The organism is Allobosea sp. 47.2.35, assembly GCF_024655635.1.
GTDB lineage: Bacteria > Pseudomonadota > Alphaproteobacteria > Rhizobiales > Beijerinckiaceae > Allobosea.
In genome coordinates this window covers 244,494-261,624 of record NZ_JANLGI010000001.1, presented here as the reverse complement: position 1 = coordinate 261,624, position 17,131 = coordinate 244,494, and the positions used below count along the sequence as shown (strand labels likewise).

At 67.6% G+C, this 17,131-nt stretch carries 15 protein-coding genes; 9 read left to right on the top strand and 6 right to left on the bottom strand.

What is annotated here, in order from left to right; all coding sequences use genetic code 11:
* Positions 1-27: 27 nt before the first annotated feature.
* Entirely contained in the window at positions 28-2,391 is a 2,364-nt protein-coding gene (locus tag NUV79_RS01315) for a glycosyltransferase family protein (RefSeq protein ID WP_257731271.1), read from the top strand.
* A gap of 101 nt (positions 2,392-2,492) precedes the next feature.
* On the top strand, positions 2,493-4,022 hold the full coding sequence (locus NUV79_RS01310; RefSeq protein WP_257731270.1) for an MFS transporter: 1,530 nt from the start codon (positions 2,493-2,495) through the stop codon (positions 4,020-4,022).
* A 12-nt stretch (positions 4,023-4,034) separates the two neighbouring features.
* Here the strand turns inward: NUV79_RS01310 and NUV79_RS01305 are convergent, their stop codons facing one another.
* From NUV79_RS01305 to NUV79_RS01290, 4 genes are all read right to left on the bottom strand, one after another.
* Complete coding sequence (locus NUV79_RS01305) at positions 4,035-4,895, bottom strand: TIGR01459 family HAD-type hydrolase (protein WP_257731269.1); 861 nt, start codon at positions 4,893-4,895, stop codon at positions 4,035-4,037.
* A complete protein-coding gene (locus tag NUV79_RS01300; RefSeq protein ID WP_257731268.1) occupies positions 4,895-5,833 on the bottom strand; it encodes a sugar kinase in 939 nt (312 codons plus the stop codon). Before NUV79_RS01300 ends, NUV79_RS01305 begins: the two co-directional genes overlap by 1 nt.
* A gap of 124 nt (positions 5,834-5,957) precedes the next feature.
* Positions 5,958-7,208, bottom strand: a complete 1,251-nt coding sequence (locus tag NUV79_RS01295) for a coiled-coil domain-containing protein (protein ID WP_257731267.1) — start codon at positions 7,206-7,208, stop codon at positions 5,958-5,960.
* A 78-nt stretch (positions 7,209-7,286) separates the two neighbouring features.
* Positions 7,287-7,874, bottom strand: a complete 588-nt coding sequence (locus NUV79_RS01290) for a DUF1134 domain-containing protein (protein WP_257731266.1) — start codon at positions 7,872-7,874, stop codon at positions 7,287-7,289.
* A gap of 294 nt (positions 7,875-8,168) precedes the next feature.
* Between NUV79_RS01290 and NUV79_RS01285 the strand changes: the two genes are divergently transcribed.
* Entirely contained in the window at positions 8,169-8,714 is a 546-nt protein-coding gene (locus NUV79_RS01285; RefSeq protein WP_257731265.1) for a YHS domain-containing (seleno)protein, read from the top strand.
* Between the two features lie 10 nt (positions 8,715-8,724).
* Here the strand turns inward: NUV79_RS01285 and NUV79_RS01280 are convergent, their stop codons facing one another.
* On the bottom strand, positions 8,725-9,558 hold the full coding sequence (locus tag NUV79_RS01280) for a 3'(2'),5'-bisphosphate nucleotidase CysQ family protein (protein ID WP_257731264.1): 834 nt from the start codon (positions 9,556-9,558) through the stop codon (positions 8,725-8,727).
* A 126-nt stretch (positions 9,559-9,684) separates the two neighbouring features.
* Between NUV79_RS01280 and chpT the strand changes: the two genes are divergently transcribed.
* From chpT to NUV79_RS01250, 6 genes are all read left to right on the top strand, one after another.
* Positions 9,685-10,326, top strand: coding sequence for a histidine phosphotransferase ChpT (gene chpT, locus NUV79_RS01275; protein ID WP_257731263.1), 642 nt, complete (start codon positions 9,685-9,687; stop codon positions 10,324-10,326).
* A 94-nt stretch (positions 10,327-10,420) separates the two neighbouring features.
* On the top strand, positions 10,421-13,051 hold the full coding sequence (locus NUV79_RS01270) for a hybrid sensor histidine kinase/response regulator (protein ID WP_257731262.1): 2,631 nt from the start codon (positions 10,421-10,423) through the stop codon (positions 13,049-13,051).
* Positions 13,051-13,551 carry a chemotaxis protein CheW gene (locus tag NUV79_RS01265; protein WP_374678696.1) on the top strand — a complete coding sequence of 167 codons (501 nt, stop codon included), beginning with the start codon at positions 13,051-13,053 and terminating at the stop codon, positions 13,549-13,551. Before NUV79_RS01270 ends, NUV79_RS01265 begins: the two co-directional genes overlap by 1 nt.
* A gap of 31 nt (positions 13,552-13,582) precedes the next feature.
* Positions 13,583-13,948 carry a response regulator gene (locus NUV79_RS01260; RefSeq protein ID WP_038359309.1) on the top strand — a complete coding sequence of 122 codons (366 nt, stop codon included), beginning with the start codon at positions 13,583-13,585 and terminating at the stop codon, positions 13,946-13,948.
* 82 nt (positions 13,949-14,030) lie between these two features.
* The gene (gene cheB, locus NUV79_RS01255; protein ID WP_257731260.1) at positions 14,031-15,152 is read left to right on the top strand and encodes a chemotaxis-specific protein-glutamate methyltransferase CheB; all 1,122 of its coding nucleotides are present in this window, start codon (positions 14,031-14,033) and stop codon (positions 15,150-15,152) included.
* A complete protein-coding gene (locus NUV79_RS01250; protein WP_257731259.1) occupies positions 15,149-16,042 on the top strand; it encodes a CheR family methyltransferase in 894 nt (297 codons plus the stop codon). The genes cheB and NUV79_RS01250 overlap by 4 nt, the downstream gene beginning before the upstream one ends.
* A 156-nt stretch (positions 16,043-16,198) precedes the next feature.
* On the opposite strand, the gene ctrA is transcribed toward NUV79_RS01250, so the two are convergent.
* Positions 16,199-16,900 carry a response regulator transcription factor CtrA gene (ctrA, locus tag NUV79_RS01245; RefSeq protein WP_056711445.1) on the bottom strand — a complete coding sequence of 234 codons (702 nt, stop codon included), beginning with the start codon at positions 16,898-16,900 and terminating at the stop codon, positions 16,199-16,201.
* Between the last annotated feature and the right edge of the window lie 231 nt (positions 16,901-17,131).

Below are 17,131 nucleotides of genomic sequence, written 5' to 3'. Positions count from 1 at the left end.
GATCCCGCCCGTGATCAGGCCAGGCTGATGCCCGCGCCCGACGACACCCTGCCCGACAGCCCCGGACGCTGGCCGCTCGCCAGCGTCTGCGCGATCGTGTTCATCGCCTGGCTCGCTCTGTCCTGGCCCTGGCTTTCGGGCACGCTGACCATCCCCTGGGATGCCAAGGCGCATTTCCATCCGCAGCTCCAGTTTCTCGCCGATACCTTCCACAAGGGCCTCTCGCCCTTCTGGACGCCCTATGTCTTTTCCGGCTCGCCACAGGTCGCCGATCCGCAATCGCTGATCTTCTCGCCCTCCTTCGCCCTGATCGCGGCGCTGAACCCGGCTCCGGATTTCCGCTGGAGCGACGGTGCCCTGCTCGGCACCTTGCTGCTTGGAGCGCTGTCGATCGTCGTGATCTTTCGGGATCGCGGCTGGCATCCAGCGGGAGCAGTGGTTGCGGCCCTGTCCTTCGCCTTTGGCGCAGCGGCGGCCTGGCGTATCCAGCATGTCGGGCAAGTGCTGAGCCTCGGCTATTTCGCGATCACGCTCTTCCTGCTCTCGCGGGCGCTGGAGCGCAGCTCGATCGGCTATGGCTTCGCCGCCGGCATCGTCTCCGGCTTCATGGTGCTGGGGCGCGATCAGGTCGCACTCCTCGGCGTCTATGTCCTCGCTGGGCTCACCATCGCCGCCATCCTGATGGCGCGAAGCCCATGGCGGGCCTTCCGCGCCAGCCTGCCGCCGCTCGTCGCCGGAACGCTCGGTGCCATCCTCGTCGCGACCGTGCCGATCCTGCTGACTGCCTTCATCGCGCAGGAATCGAACCGTCCCGTCATCGATTTCGTCGAGGCCGGCAAGGGCTCGCTCCATCCGGCTGCCTTGCTGACCGGGCTTTTCGCCAATCTCTATGGCGCGGCCGGGCCACTCGCCGATTTCTGGGGTGCCCCTAGCCCGGCCTGGGAAGCGCGCTTCGGCCCCCTCAGCCTCTTCCTCGCGCGCAACATGAGCCAGCTCTATCTCGGCCTGCTGCCGATGGGCCTGATCCTCACCATCGGCCTCGTCCGCGGCGCGCTCTGGCGTCGCGAGATCGTCCCGCTCACCGTCGCGGCGATCATCGTCCTGCTCTTCGCGCTCGGCCGCTACACGCCGGCCTTCCGCGTACTGTTCGAGCTGCCCGGCATCAGCTTCTACCGCCGTCCCGCCGATGCGCTCTTCATCCTCGGCGCCTTGCTCGCCCTGCTCGGCGGCTATCTGACCCATCTCGTCATGACCGGCACGGCGCCCAAGGCGCGGCCTTGGCATCGCGCCCTGGAGGCGCTCATCTTCGCCGGCGCGCTCGCGCTCGCGCTCTGGCTGGCCTGGACGGTCGGGCGCATCCCTGTCGCAACCATGCCGCTCGTCATCGCGGCGCTCTGCGGCCTGCTCTCGCTCGGCGGCCTCGTCGCCGCGCGCGGACTGGCGCAACGCGGTTCCGTTCTGGCCGCGACCATGGTTCTGGCGGCGACGCTGACCATGGACCTCTCGGTCAACAACGGCCCAAGCGAATCCACTGCCCTGCCCGCCAAGACCTATGACGTCCTGCGCAAGGACAGCAGCAACGATACCATCGCCCTGTTGAAGCGCGAGACGGCTCGCACGGCCGCTCCCGACCGGCGCGACCGCATCGAGCTCGCGGGCATCGACTTCCATTGGCCCAATGCCAGCCTCGTGCACGATCTCGACAACACGCTGGGGTACAACCCGCTGCGGCTCGGCCTCTACAGCAAGGCGACCGGTGCCGGAGACCATGTCGCCCTGCCCGACCAGCGCGCCTTCTCAGCCCTGATGCCGGGCTACCGCTCGCTGCTCGCCGACATGCTCGGCCTGCGTTTCATCGCGACGGGCGTACCCGCCGAGCAGATCGACAAGCGCCTGAAGCCCGGCGACCTCAGGCAGATCGCCCGCACCAAGGACGCCTTCGTCTACGAGAACCCGCGCGCCCTGCCGCGCGTGCTGCTGGTGACCGACGCCCGGAAGGCGGATTTCGACGCGATCCTCAGGACCGGTGCATGGCCCGAAGGTTTCGATCCACGCCGGACCGTCCTGCTCGACCGTGATCCCCCGCCGCTGCCAACCGGCCCGCTCGGGCAAAACAGCGTCGCGATCCGCGACTACGGAACCACGACCGTGACGCTCGCGGCCGAGACGGCGCGCGGCGGCTATCTAGTGCTCAACGATGTCTGGCATCATTGGTGGCAGGTCGAGATCGACGGCCAGCCGGCCGAATTGCTGCGCGCCAACGTCCTGTTCCGGGCGGTCGTCGTGCCGCCCGGCAAGTCGACGGTGCGCTTCGTCTTCCGCCCGCTGCACGGCCTCTGGCAGGACATCGCCACGCATCTGCGCAAGCCTCCGGCAACACAGCCGGGCTAGCGGCGGGCCTCGGCCAAGCGGCGAAAACGCCTCTCCTGCCAGTTTTGGCCGCGCTGTCGTGGCAGAGAGCCCCGCGTGATAACCAGACTTGCGAGACAACCATGACGGCGGCACCCGCTTCGACCCGGGGTGAGAAGGCGACGCGGCGCGAATGGCTCGGCCTGATCGCGATCGCCCTGCCCTGCATGCTCTATTCGATGGATCTGACGGTGCTGAACCTCGCGGTGCCGACGCTGACGCGCGAGTTGAGGCCGAGCGCCAGCCAGCTCCTCTGGATCATCGACATCTACGGCTTCATGGTCGCCGGCTTCCTGATGACCATGGGCACGCTGGGAGACCGCATCGGCCGGCGCCGCCTGCTGATGATCGGCGCCGCCTTCTTCGGCGTCGCCTCGACGGTCGCAGCCTTCTCGAACAGCGCGGAGATGCTGATCGCGATGCGCGCCGTGCTCGGCATCGCTGGCGCGACGCTGGCGCCCTCCACCCTCTCGCTGATCACCGTGATGTTCACCGACGAGAAGGAACGCACCTTCGCGATCTCGATGTGGATCGCCAGCTTCTCGGCCGGCGCCATCATCGGCCCGGTCGTCGGCGGCTTCCTGATCGAGTATTTTTGGTGGGGCTCGGTCTTCCTGATCGCCGTGCCGCCGATGCTGCTGCTACTCGCGATCGGCCCGATCCTGCTGCCGGAATACCGCGCCCCCAACGCCGGCAACCTGGATGTCTTCAGCGCATTACTCTCGCTCGCCGCCGTGCTGAGCCTTGTCTACGGCATCAAGCATTGGGCAGCCGAAGGCTTCGACTGGCTGGCCGCAGCGGCCATCCTTGTCGGCCTTGCTTTCGTCCTGATCTTCATTCGCCGTCAGAAGCGGCTCGCCGATCCGATGGTCGATCTCGCGATGTTCCGGATTCCCGCCTTCCGGGCGGCGCTGGCGATCAACCTCGCCGGCATCCTCTTCATGTTCGGCAGCTTCATCTTCATGGCGCAGTATTTCCAGCTCGTCGCCGGTTTGACGCCGCTTCAGGCCGGGCTCTGGTCACTGCCTTCGGCTATCGCCTTCACGCTCGCCTCCTTCGTCACGCCTGCGCTCGTCGGGCGCTACAAGCCCGCGACATTGATGGCCGGCGGCATGGCGCTCTCGGCGCTTGGCTTCGTCTGGCTCGTCTTCGCTCCGAATCTGATCCAGATCGTCGCGGCCTCGGTCGTGTTCTCGATCGGCTTCACGCCGGTGATCACGCTGACGACCGGCATCGTCGTCGGCTCCGCCCCGCCCGAGCGCACCGGCGCGGCCTCGGCCATGTCGGAGACGTCAGCCGAACTGGGCGGCGCGCTCGGCATCGCCGTGCTCGGCAGCCTGGGCGCCGCGCTCTATCGCAGCCGCATGGCGGATGTCGCGGTGTCCGGCGTCAGTGCGGATGCGCTGGCTCCCGCACGCTCGACTTTGGGCGGTGCGCTGGCACTGGCAACGGGGCTCTCGCCCGATCAGGCCGGGCCGATGCTGGCGCGGGCCAGCGAAGCCTTCATGGTCGGCTTCCGCGCGGCAGCGATCCTGTCGATCATCGGCATGCTGCTCTGCATCGTCATCACGCTGACGACCCTGCGCGACGCCCGCACGGGCGACGCGCACTAATAGCGCTGGCCTTCAGGCCAGCGCGCCCATCGCCGCGATCGGCTGGACGGGAAGCTCGTCCAGCACCCTGGCGAGGCCGGCCGCGTCGACCTCCCCGCCTCGCATCGTCTCGTCGCGATGGATGCCTCCCGCAATGAAGAGGCTGTCGAAGCCCATCAGGCGCGCGCCGGCCAGATCGGTGCGCACCGCATCGCCGATCACCAGCACCTTGCTGGGCTCGACCGAGCGGCCGCCTCGCGCGTCGGCAGCGGCTGCCAATGCGAGGTCATAGGCCGGGCGGTAGGGCTTGCCGGCCCAGGCGACGGAGCCGCCGAGTTCTTCGTAGATCGTCGCCAGCGCACCGGCGCAGGGCAGCAGGTCCTCGCCGACATGCACGACGAGATCGGGATTGCCGCAGATGAAGGGCAGGCCGCGCCGGGCGAAGCGCTCCAGCAGCGGGCGGTACTGCTCCGGCGTCTCGGTGCGGTAGTCGTTGAGTTCGGTCGCGACGACGATATCGGCCTTGTCCTCGCCCACCAGTTCGACATCGAGTCCGTCGAACACGGCCCGGTCGCTCTGCCAGCCGATATGATAGGCGCGCTTGTGGTGGCTCTGCGCGATCAGGGCGCGCGTGACGTCGCCGGAGGTGACCAGCCGGTCCCAGGCCTCGCGCGGCACGCGCTTGGCGTCGAGCAACCCGGCGACCTGCTGCGACGGCCCCGGCGCATTCGAGAGCAGCACCACCGTGCCGCCGCGCTCGCGATAGGCCATCAGCGCCTCGCAAGCCGGCTCCAGCGCCCAGAGCCCGTCATGCACCACGCCCCAGACATCGCTGATCAGCACATCGTAGCGGGCGAGAAGATCGCCCGCCCGCTTCAGAACCGGAACGCTCATCAGGAACGCGCCTCCGCGGCGATGCGCGCCTCGACATCGGCGCGGCGCGGCAAAGGCGCCACCGCGCCATAGCCCAGCGTCGACAGGGCTGCCGCGACATTGGCGTAGGCCCCGGCTGCGAAGGCATCGCCCGTGCGCAGGTATTCGGCGAGGAAAGCGCCGTCATAGCAATCGCCCGCACCGGTCGCATCGATCGCATCGACCTTGATCGGCCGGAAGCGCTCGCGGCGGACCGGCGTCGCCACCAGCGAGCCCTCATGGCCGAGCGTCAGGGCCACGACCCGCGCGCCGAGGCCGAGATAGAAATCGACGATGGCATCGGGGTTGTTCAGGCCCGTGAGCTGCGCCGCGTCGTCGAGGCCGGGCAGGATGATGTCGGCCATGGCGCAGGCGGCATGGATGATTGCCCTCGCGCGGGTCAGCGGCCAGAGCTTCAGGCGCAGGTTGGTGTCGTAAGCGGTGAGCACCCCGGCCTTGCGGGCGGTATCGAACGCGTCGAACACCGCGTCGCAGGCGCTGGCCGAGATCGCCTGGCTGATGCCGGAGGCCTGGATGATTCGGGCGGAACGGATCAGCTCGCGCGGCAGGTCGCGCGGGCCGTAGAGGCTCGCGGCCGAGCCGGCGCGCAGATAGGAGAAGACATGGCCGGAAGGGCCGTGATCGACGAAATAGAGCCCGGTCGGTGCGCTCGGATGGGTCGAGACATGGCTGTCGTCGACACCTTCGCGCTTCCACAGGCCGCGGATCGAATGGCCGGCGCTGTCATCGCCGAGCGCCCCGAGATAGCCGACCGACATGCCCTGGCGCGCCGCCGCGACCGCGCAGTTCGAGGTATCGCCGCCATGACCGAACAGGAAGGCACCGCTCTCGGCGCGGGTCGCGTTGAACTCGCCGAGCGGTTCGCCGAGGCAAAGGAGATCGAAGCGGCTATCGGTCACGTTTCAAACCATTCAGATGGCGCGGGAACGCCGGGGAACACAGCCTTCCTAGAACATCGAATGGCAAAGTGAAATCCGCTGTCGGCGAAGAATTGGGCAGCCGGGGATGCCCGGGCTCGACCGGCTACTCCGCCGCTTCCCGCTTCGGCGCCGTGCTCATGAGCCGGTCCGCCAGTGAAACGATCTCCTGGCGCAACGCTGCATGGTTGACCCTCGCGCCTTCGCTTCCGGCCCTGCGCAAGGTCGATATCTCGTCCATCAGCTGGGTCCGGTCGGTCCGCGCCTGGGCCAGCGCGCCCTGAAGCGTCTGAAGTTCGGCCCGCAGCATCGCAATCTGGCCGTCCCGCTCGATCTGGGCGTCCTGCAAGCTCGCGATCTCCTCCCGGTTCTTCTGCATGGCGGCCTCGTGATCGGTCTTCGCGGCGGTCAGCGCCAGGTTCAATGCTTCGCGTAGGTCCTGGGTCGCGGCATGTTCGGCCCGTTCCTGCCGGAGTTGCGTGTCGAGCTGCTGCGCCGCCACGCCCGCCCCGCTGGCGCGGGCATCGGCCGCCGCGAGCCCGGCCTCAGCCTGTGCGGCCCGCGCATCGAAGGCATCGGCCCGCACCCGCTCGCCATCACGCTCGCCGGTCATCGTGCGAAGGGCCGTCTCGCTCTGGGCAAGACGCTCCTCGGTCGATGCGAGCTTGCCGGCAAGCTCGTCACCCTTGGTTTGCAGCACCATGATGCGGGTTCCGTCCTCGACATGCGCGACGCGCAGCTTCTCGAAGCCGCTGCGGCTCTCGGCCAGCTCCCGTTCGCGCTCCGCCAGCAGGGTCTCGATCCGTCTGACGGTCTCGCGCTCGCGCTCCAGCTCGCCGTTGCGCGCGACGAGGTCGGCCCCGGTACCGGTCAAAGCCGAGCGCGTCTCTTCCAGGTTGCGCTCGAGGCTCGCAAGGTCCGCCACCCGCTTCTCCAGCGTAGCAGTGGTTTCGGCATGGCCCGTGCGCTCAGTCGCGAGAGCGCCCTGCGTATCGGCAAGCTCGCCGCGTGTCTGCGCGAGATCGCCCTCGAGCCCGCCGATCCGTGTATCACGCTCGCCAAGCTCGCGTTCCAGCCGGCCGATCGTCATGTCGCGCCGGCCGAGTTCCTGCATCGCACCGGCCTTGGCGGCGAAGCCGCGCTCGGCATCCTGCTCCGCCGAGCGCATGCGCAAGGCAAGCTCGGCGCGCAGGTGGTCGCGATCGGCGGCGATTTCGGCGAGCGACAGCGGAAACGCGGCCTCGGCCCGCTTGCGCGCCAGCCTGTCGGCCCGCCGCGCCAGCGCCGGCACGGCCGCCAGGGCCATGAGGGCGGCACAGAGGAAGCCGAGCGCGAACAGCATGACGGCTTCGATCAAGTCTCAGGACTCCCGGCTATGGGCTGAGGCCGAATCTGCCATGGCGACGGCGCCATGGCCAGAGATAGTCGCCCCGGCCTAGAACGGATTCCAGGTCGCCTGCGGCGTGAACTTGAGATAGCCGAGATTGACGCCGAGCCGCCAGCCGACGCCGGTGCGGATCGGTACCACCATGATGCCTTCCGCCGTCAGAGCGGTAAAGCCGAAGCCGCCGATGAAATAGGCCGAGCCGTCGATACCGGCGAAGCGCTGGTAGAGCGCATCGACCACCGGCAGGTTGTAGACCAGCATCATCGTGCGGGCGCCTTCGCCGCCGAAATCGAAGCCGATCGAGGGGCCCTGCCAGAACACGCGGCGGTCGCCGGCATTGCGGGTGTAGAGCTGTCCCTCGCCGAAGCGCAAACCGCCGACGAAAGCGCCGGAGGCTTCCTGGCCGAGGACATAACCGTTCGGCTCGCCCCAGCGACGCACCGCTTCCTCGATCGTCAGCGCGAGGCCGCGCGACACGTTGCCGAAGAACTTGTGGCCGGAGCCGACGAGTTCGTTCTGGCTGAACGATTGCTGGTTCTTGTAGTTCTGGGCGAGCGCGGGAAGCGGCGCCCCGGTCAGGCTCGCGCCGGCCACGGCGAGACCGCCCGTGATCAGGTTGCGGCGGGTCTGGGTCATCAGCGACATCTCCAGGCAGGGCGCCAGACAAGGCAGAGCGCCGGGGCGGTTCGATCGTCCGTCCGCTCGGCACCGGCGGCGACTGCGCGGCAGCCGGCCCGGGATGGATGCGATACGGGCCGGGGGGCGGGCCGATCCTGGGCCATCCGCCGCCCGACCGAACGTCGAATCGTGACGCTCGGCGAATGCGAATCAATTCGGTAACGGATTTGATACGCCGTAAATCTATCCAAGGCGTGAAGATTCCGGAGAGCCGCTCGGCCCGGGATGAGGTCCCATTGAGGATTTGATGCGATGAAGGCCGCAACAAGGCAGCGCTGGGTCTTGCTCGCAGCCGGCCTCGCAATCCTCTCCCCGATCGGAGGGCCAGCCCTCGCGAGCACTCCGCCCGCCGCGCCCAACACGGCAACACCCGTGCCCTTCCCGGCCTTGCCGGACATGCCCTCCCTCGGCGAGGTGATGCAGCGGGACCTGCACACCGGCCTCGCCATCAACGGCCTCGACCCTGTTTCCTATCGTCTGGGATCCAAGCCACTGGCAGGACGCGCCGAGCACGAACTCATCCAGGACCGCTTCGTCTGGCGTTTCGCCTCGCAGGCCAATCTCGAAGCCTTCCGCGACGCTCCACAGGTCTACGCGCCCGCCTTTGGCGGCTTCGATCCGACCGGCGTCGCCAATGGCCTCGCAATCGAGAGCGATCCCAGCCAGTTCGCGGTGATCGGATCGCGCCTTTACCTGTTCCGCTCGGCCGACAATCGTCAGCGCTTCCTGCGGGAAGCCGGCTTGCTGGCCCAGGCTGAAAGCCGCTGGAACGCCGTGCTGCGCTCCGTCGCCCGCTAGCCGCCCTGCCTCAGCCGCCGCAATCCCCGGCGATCGCCTGTCGGGCCAACGCTTCGCTCGATGCTGCCACGAAGGGCGGATTGCGGAATTGCCGCTCGCTGCGGCCGTAATCGGGCAGTGCGCCGTCCAGCGTCAGCACGATCCCGCCCGCCGCCGAGAGGATGGCATCGCCGGCGGCGATGTCCCATTCCATCGTCTGCCCGCAGCGGACATGGATATCGGCCTCGCCCGAGGCGATCATCCCGAATTTCACCGCCGACGAGACCGGGATGCCCTTGCTGCAGCACATCGAGGCCGCGATGCCGTCGCTGCGGCCGTCGCCATGGAAGCGGCTGACCAGCGCGACCGGCCCCTCGCCCGGCACGGCCCTGACGCTCGTCCGCCGCGCTTCGCCCAGAAGGGCACCGTCCGGAGCAAAGTCCTGTTCAAAGGCATGCTCGCCCGAGAACCAGAGCCGCCCGATGGCCGGGGCCGCGATCGCGCCCGCGATCGGCCGGCCGTCGCTGACGACAGCGATCGCCACGCAATAGCTGTCGCCGCCCGCAAGGAACTCGCGCGTGCCGTCGAGCGGATCGAGCAGGATGAAGATCGCGCCGGGCGCCGCGTCCTGCGCGGTTTCCTCGCTGACGATCGGAAAGCCCGGCAGCAGACGCGCCAGGGCGTCCTTCGCGGCATGGTCCGCCGCAAGATCGGCGGAGCAGACCGGCGTGCCATCGCTCTTCAGCCTGACATCGCGCGCCGCCCGCTTCGCCAGCAGGACGGCGGCGCTCACGCCGGCAGCTTCCGCCAATTTGCGCCCAAGCCCGTCACGGTCGCGCAGGCGGGGATCATCATGGCCGATCATCGCGGCCTGTCCTTCTCATAACCGCCCTCATATGGCGATTAACCACATGAAAACCAAGATAGCAGCATATCAAGCGGCAACGACGCCCCAATCCGGGCGCGCCCCCGTTTCCAGGACCTCGCCCCCATGACCGACATCTCGCTCGAGCCGCTCGATCTGGCTGCGCTTCTCTGCAGCCGCGTCTGTCATGACGTGATCAGCCCGGTCGGCGCGATTGTCAACGCTCTCGAGGTTCTGGAGGAAGACGATCCGTCGATGCGCGATTTCGCGCTGGAGCTGATCAAGAAGAGCGCGCGCGCCGCCTCGGCCCGGCTGCAATTCGCCCGTCTCGCCTTCGGCGCGGCCGGCTCTGCTGGCGCGATGATCGATCTCGGCGATGCCGGCAATGTCGCCAACGGCTTCCTCAACGACGAGAAGCTCTCGCTGGACTGGGAGGCCCCGCGCGCCCTGCTGCCGAAGAACCAGGTCAAGCTCCTGCTCAACCTGCTGGTGCTGGCGACGCAAGCCGTTCCGCGCGGCGGCAAGCTCGTCTCGCGCGCCACGGTCGAGGGCGAGCAGGGCACGTTCGAGATCACCGCGACCGGCTCGCATGCCCGGATTCCGGCTCATGTCGAGGAGCTCATCGCCGGCCGTTCCGAGACCGGCACGATCGACGCCCACGCCGTCCAGCCGCTCTATACCGGCATGGTCGCCCGCGCCGCCGGAATGGGCATCACCTTCGCCATCGAGGGCGACACGGTGACGATCAAGGCCGCGAAAGCGGCCTGAATGATCGTTACCGGTCGAGACGCGATCTCAACCGATCATAAACCGTTCTCCTGCTTTAGTTCCTGCAGCGTTCCGCGTTGAGTGAAGTTCCTGCATGGACGAGCTGCTGCAAGAGTTCCTGACGGAGACCGGCGAGAATCTCGACACGGTTGATCGGGAACTCGTTCGCTTCGAGCAGGACCCCAATAACCGCGATATCCTGCGGAACATTTTCCGGCTGGTCCACACGGTCAAGGGCACCTGCGGCTTCATCGGCCTGCCCCGGCTGGAAGCGCTGACCCATGCCGCCGAGTCGGTGATCGGGCAGTTCCGTGACGGCGCGACCGTCAAGCCCAGCGCCGTCACCGCGATCCTTGAGACCATCGACCGGATCAAGGACATCCTCGCCGAGCTCGCCGAGAAGGGGCAGGAGCCGGAAGGCAATGACGAGACGCTGATCGGCGAATTGTTCGCGCTTGCCGAGCACGCCAAGGGCGAACTCAAGCTGAATCCGCCGGCCGATCCTTCGCTCGATCCGGTCGCCGCCTATCTCGCGCGCCACGGCCAGGCCGCTCCTGTCGCGAGCAGCGCGGAAGACATCATCTTTCGCAGCGCGCCGGGCCCGCAGCGTGGCCCCGATGGCCGGATCGAAGGCACCGAAATCGCCGCCCCGGCCGAGGAGACGCATGGCCCGGCGCGCAGCAGCAACCCGGGCCCGGCCACGCTGCGCGTCAACGTCGATACGATCGAGCATCTGATGACGATGGTCTCGGAGCTCGTGCTGACGCGCAACCAGCTCCTCGAGGTCTCAAGGCGGCAAGAGGATGCCGGTCTCAAGGCCCCGCTCCAGCGCCTGTCGCTGATCACGGCCGAACTGCAGGACGGCGTGATGAAGACGCGCATGCAGCCGATCGGCAACGCCTGGTCCAAGCTGCCGCGTATCGTGCGCGATCTCAGCGCCGAGTTGGGCAAGCGTATCGAGCTGATCACCGAAGGCGCCGAGACCGAACTCGACCGGCAGATCCTCGACCTGATCAAGGACCCGCTCATCCACATGGTCCGCAACTGCGCCGACCATGCCATCGAACTGCCGGCCGACCGGCGCGAGGCCGGCAAGCCCGAGCACGGCACGATCCGCCTTGCCGCCTATCACGAGGGCGGCTCGGTCACGATCTCGATCGCCGATGACGGGCGCGGCCTCAACATCGAGCGCATCCGCGGCAAGGCGATCGCCAAGGGCCTCGCCACGGAGGCGGAGCTTGAACGGCTGAGCGACGGGCAGATCGGCCGCTTCATCTTCCATCCCGGCTTCTCCACCGCCGACAACGTGACGGCGGTCTCGGGTCGCGGCGTCGGCATGGATGTCGTCAAGGCGAATGTCGATTCGATCGGCGGCACGGTCGATGTCGCGAGCCGCCCCGGGCTCGGCACGACCATCACCATCAAGATTCCGCTGACCCTTGCCATCATCTCCGCCCTGATCGTGGTCGCGGGCGAGGACCGCTACGCGATCCCCCAGATCGCCGTCCGCGAGCTGGTGCGGGCGAAAGCGGGCGACGACAACCGTATCGAGGAGATCAACGGTGCTCCCGTGCTGCGGCTGCGCGGGCGCCTGCTGCCGATCGTCTCCCTGCCGGGACTGATGGCCTCCAACGGCGAGGAGCATGCCGGGCGAACGGATGGCGAGGGCTTTATCGTCGTTACCCAGATCGGCGAGCGGCAATTCGGCATTCTTGTCGACAGCGTCTTCCACACCGAGGAAATCGTGGTGAAGCCGATGTCGAGCAAGCTGCGCCACATCCACCTGTTTTCCGGCAACACGATCCTCGGCGACGGCACCGTGGTGCTCATCGTCGACCCCAACGGCGTCGCCCGCCTGGTCGGAGCGGCGATCAGCGAGGATGTCGAGCAGGAGCCGCGCGAGGCCGCGGCCCAGGTACATCGCGGCGAGCGCACGACGATGCTCGTCTTCCGGGCCGGTACCGGCACCCTGCAGGCCCTGCCGCTCTCTCTCGTGACGCGGCTGGAGGAGATCGAGGCCGGCGAGTTCCAGCGCAGCGGCAGCCGGACGCTCCTGCATTATCGCGGACGCCTCGTTCCGGTGACACCGGTGGCTGACACGCAGCTGCGCGACAAGGGCATCCAGCCACTGGTCATCGTCTCGAATGGCGATCTCACCGTGGCGCTTGCCGTCGAGGCGATCGTCGACATCGTCGAGGATACCTTCGAGCTGGAAATGGCGGCGGCGGAGGAGCGTGGCATCATCGGCTCGGCCATGATCCGCGGCCGCGCCACCGACGTGCTCGACCTCGCCCATTACCTGCCGCTGAACGAGCCCGGCTGGTTCGCCGCCGGGCGTAGCGCGGAGCTTCCCGGCCGGATCCTGCTGGTCGAGCCCTCCGACTTCCTGCGCGACATGCTCGGCCCAGTCCTGAAGGCTTCGGGCCGGACCATCGCGACACTGTCCGACTTCAGCGAGACGGGATTGACCGGCGGCGAGCCGGTCATGACCGCGATGCTCGATCTCGATCGCGACAGCGACGCCGCCTTCGCCTTTGCCGCGATCCTGCGCGAGCGCGCCACGGGCGAGCGCCTGCGCATCATCGGGCTCACCACCTGTGCCACGCCGGATCTGCACATGCGGGCTGTCCAGGCCGGTTTGGACGATGTCGTCGCGAAATTCGACCGCCGCGCCCTGCTGAGCGAGCTCAATACGGCCAGCGCCGACCTGAGGCATGCAGCATGATGGCGAACGAACCTCATTCTCCCGTGCCCGCCGCGCCTGGCTTCGGCGATTCGCTCGACTACGTGACGATCCGCGTCGGCGAGCAGCTGCTCGGTCTGCCGATCGGCCGCGTCCAGGACGTCTTCATCGCCAACCGCATCACGGTCGTCCCGCGCGCGCCCGACGAGATCGTCGGCCTGATCAACCTGCGCGGCCGCATCGTCACGGCGATCTGCCTGCGCAAGCGGCTCGGGCGCCCCGCTCCCCTGCGGCTCGACGGCCAGGGCCGCACCGAATTGACGGCGATCGGCATCGACCACGGCGGCGAGGCCTATGCGCTCATCGTCGATGCGGTCGGCGAAGTCATCCGGCTCGACCGCTCCACCTTCGAGCCGCTTCCGGTCCATCTCGATCGCGTCTGGGCGGCGCTGGCGACGGGCATCCATCGCCTCGCCGACGAGCTTCTCGTCGTCCTCGACCTCGACGCCGTCCTCGATCTCGACCTTCGCAGCGCGGCCTGACGGCGGCGCCACAGCTTTTGGAGACCCAGTCATGAAATACTGCCTCGTCGTCGACGACTCAGCGGTGATCCGCAAGGTGGCCCGCCGCATCCTGGAAGGGCTGCAGTTCCGCATCGCCGAGGCCGAGGACGGCGCGCGCGCCATCGACGCCTGCAAGGGCGAGATGCCGGATGCCGTGCTGCTCGACTGGAACATGCCGATCATGGACGGCTACGAGTTCCTGCGGACCCTGCGCCAGATGCCGGGCGGCAAGCGCCCCAAGGTCGTGTTCTGCACCACCGAGAACGACATCGCCCATATCGCGCGCGCCATGCATGCCGGCGCCGACGAATACATCATGAAGCCCTTCGACAAGGAGATCGTGGCTTCGAAATTCCATCAGGTCGGACTGCTCTGAACGAGGGTGTGCCGATGCGATCCCGCATCGGCCGCGCCTTGACCGAGACGCCTTCGCCTATGTAGCCGGCCTAGAGAGAAACATGCCGATGTTGTCTCCCCGCGCGCTTCCCGCAAGCCCCGCCTCACGGCACAAGACCGTGGTGATCGCCGACGATTCCGTCGTCGTGCGCGGGCTCTTCGCGCGCTGGCTGGGCGAGGCCGGCAATTTTCATGTCGTCGCGGTCGCTGGCGACGGCGAGACCGCGGTCGCCCACGCGACCCGCTTCAAGCCCGACGTTATGGTGCTCGACCTCGACATGCCCGGCGTCGACGGCGCCGCCGCCCTGCCCCAGATTCTCAAGGAAAGCCCGAATACGGGCGTACTGCTCGCGGCGACGCTGAACGAGCGCAACACGCGCCTCGCTCTGGAATGCATGACCCGGGGTGCGATGGATGTCGTCTCCAAGCCGGACAGCCGCAGCGGCATGACCTTGTCGCTCGACTTCCGCAGCGAGTTCCTGCTCAAGCTCGGCAACATCGTCCACACGCCGATCAGACCAGGCGCGCTGCCGCCGGAGCTCGACACCGACCTGCCGCATGCCGGGCCGACGAACCTGCGCCCCCTCGTCTCGGTAATGCCGCGCTATCTCGTGATCGGCGCCTCGACGGGTGGCCCTCGCGCCGTTGCCAAGGTGCTGTTCGACATCGGCGAGGGGCTCAACGACCTGACGACGATCGTCGTCCAGCATATGCCACCGCTCTTCACCGCCTCCTTCGCCGAGCAGGTCGCCAACCATATCGGGGTTCCCGCCCGCGAGCCTTTCGACGGTGAGCGCCTGATGCGCGGCACCGTCTATATCGCGCCCGGCGGCCGCCATCTCGGCATCGACCGCCGGCTCGGCCATATCGTCGCCCGCATCGGCGACGAGCCGCCCGTCAATTTCTGCCGTCCGGCCGTCGATGTGCTGTTCAGCGATGCCGCCCGCCATCTCGGCGCGGCCGCGCTCGGGCTCGTTCTCACCGGCATGGGCAGCGATGGCACCGACGGCGCCGGGGCCTTGCGCAAGGCTGGCGCCGCCGTCATCGCCCAGGACGAGCCGAGCAGCACGATCTGGGGCATGCCGGGTTCAGTCGTGCGGGCCCGCCATGCCAGCACCGTCGTCGCGCTCGACGAGATCGGCGCTTCGATCCGCTGCCTCGTGCGGGGGGTGCAAACGGCATGACCGAAGCCGATTTCGCCTTCCTGCGCCTCCTGCTGCAACAGCGCTCCGGCCTGTCGCTGACAGCGGACAAGCGCTATCTCGCCGAGAGCCGGCTCGGCATCCTCTGCCGGCGCCGAGGCATCGCCGATCTCGAGGCCCTCGTCCGCCAGCTCAGGCTCTCGCGCGATCCGGGCCTGGAAAGCGCAGTGGTCGATGCCATGACCACGAACGAGACCCTGTTCTTCCGCGACCAGACGCCGTTCAACCTGTTCCGCGACGTGATCCTGCCGGAGCGGCTCGCCGCCAATGCCGCCAGTCGCTCGCTGCGGATCTGGTGCGCCGCCGTCTCCAGCGGCCAGGAAGCCTATTCGCTGGCCATGCTGATCGACGAGTTGGGCGACCGGCTCGCCGGCTGGAAGATCGAGATTCTCGGCACCGATATCTCCTCGGAGATCCTGGAAAAGGCCCGCGCCGGCATCTACAGCCAGTTCGAGATCCAGCGCGGCCTGCCGATCCAGATGCTGCTGAAGCATTTCCAGCAGGTCGGCGACAAATGGCAGGTGTCGCAGCGCATCCGTTCGATGGTCGAGTTCAAGCCGCACAACCTGCTGGAGCGCAACGACCCGTTCGGCCGCTTCGACGTGATCTTCTGCCGCAACGTGCTGATCTATTTCGACGTGCCGACCAAGGTGAAGGTGCTGGAGCTGCTGACGCCACGCCTCGTGCCGGATGGAGCCTTCGTGCTCGGCGCCGCCGAAACCGTGCTGGGGCTGGCGACGAAGCTCACCTGCGACCCGCAGCACCGCGGTCTTTACCGGCATCCAGCGATGACGGCGGCTCCCCTTGCCTCTTCCCCCGCGCCGGGTCTGCGGCCGCGCCCTGTCGTCGCCGTCTCCGCACTACGCGGCTGAAGCGGCCTTACGGCTCCCGAGGCTCATCGCACAAACAAAAACCCCGCCTCTCGGCGGGGTCCCCATCGACCTGTCGTGTACATCCGACGATCAGGTCAAGAACTGGTCTAGCGTCGCTTCATGACCGCCCGATGACGGGCGGGCGACGGAAATGCGTCAGGCAGGGATGCGCTCGTCGACATCGGACGGCTCGCGCAGGACGTAGCCACGGCCCCAGACGGTCTCGATGTAGTTCTTGCCGTCCGACGCGTTGGCGAGCTTCTTGCGCAGCTTGCAGATGAAGACGTCGATGATCTTGAGCTCGGGCTCGTCCATGCCGCCATAGAGATGGTTGAGGAACATCTCCTTGGTGAGCGTCGTGCCCTTGCGGAGCGAGAGCAGCTCCAGCATCTGGTATTCCTTGCCGGTCAGGTGCACGCGGGCGGCATCGACCTCGACCGTCTTGGTGTCGAGATTGACGACCAGGTCGCCGGTGGTGATGACCGACTGGGCGTGGCCCTTCGAGCGGCGCACGATCGCGTGGATGCGGGCAACCAGCTCGTCCTTGTGGAACGGCTTGGTGAGGTAGTCGTCGGCGCCGAAGCCGAGGCCCTTTACCTTGTCCTCGATGCCGGCAAGGCCGGAGAGGATCAGGATCGGCGTCTTGACCTTCGCCACGCGCAGGCTGCGCAGAACCTCGTAACCCGACATGTCGGGGAGGTTCAGGTCGAGCAGGATGATGTCGTAATCGTAGAGCTTGCCGAGATCGACGCCCTCTTCGCCGAGGTCCGTCGTATAGACGTTGAAGCTCTCCGATTTGAGCATGAGCTCGATGCTTTGAGCGGTCGCGCTATCGTCCTCGATCAGCAGAACCCGCATGTCCACGTCCCCAATTTCGCCCGCAGGGCAGGTTTGACCGTTGTTTCCGCCCGAGCCTTCCCGGCCCTCGGCGACGACGCACTTGCCCAATGAAACGCCACGCGACACGCTACGAGGAAACTGGTTAACAAACCGTGATTCCCGAGCGCAAGCGCTTCCTCGGAGAAAGTGAACGATCCTTGTCGAGGTGAGTCGAATTTGACACGGATCGCTGAACTTCTCGGCCGCGAA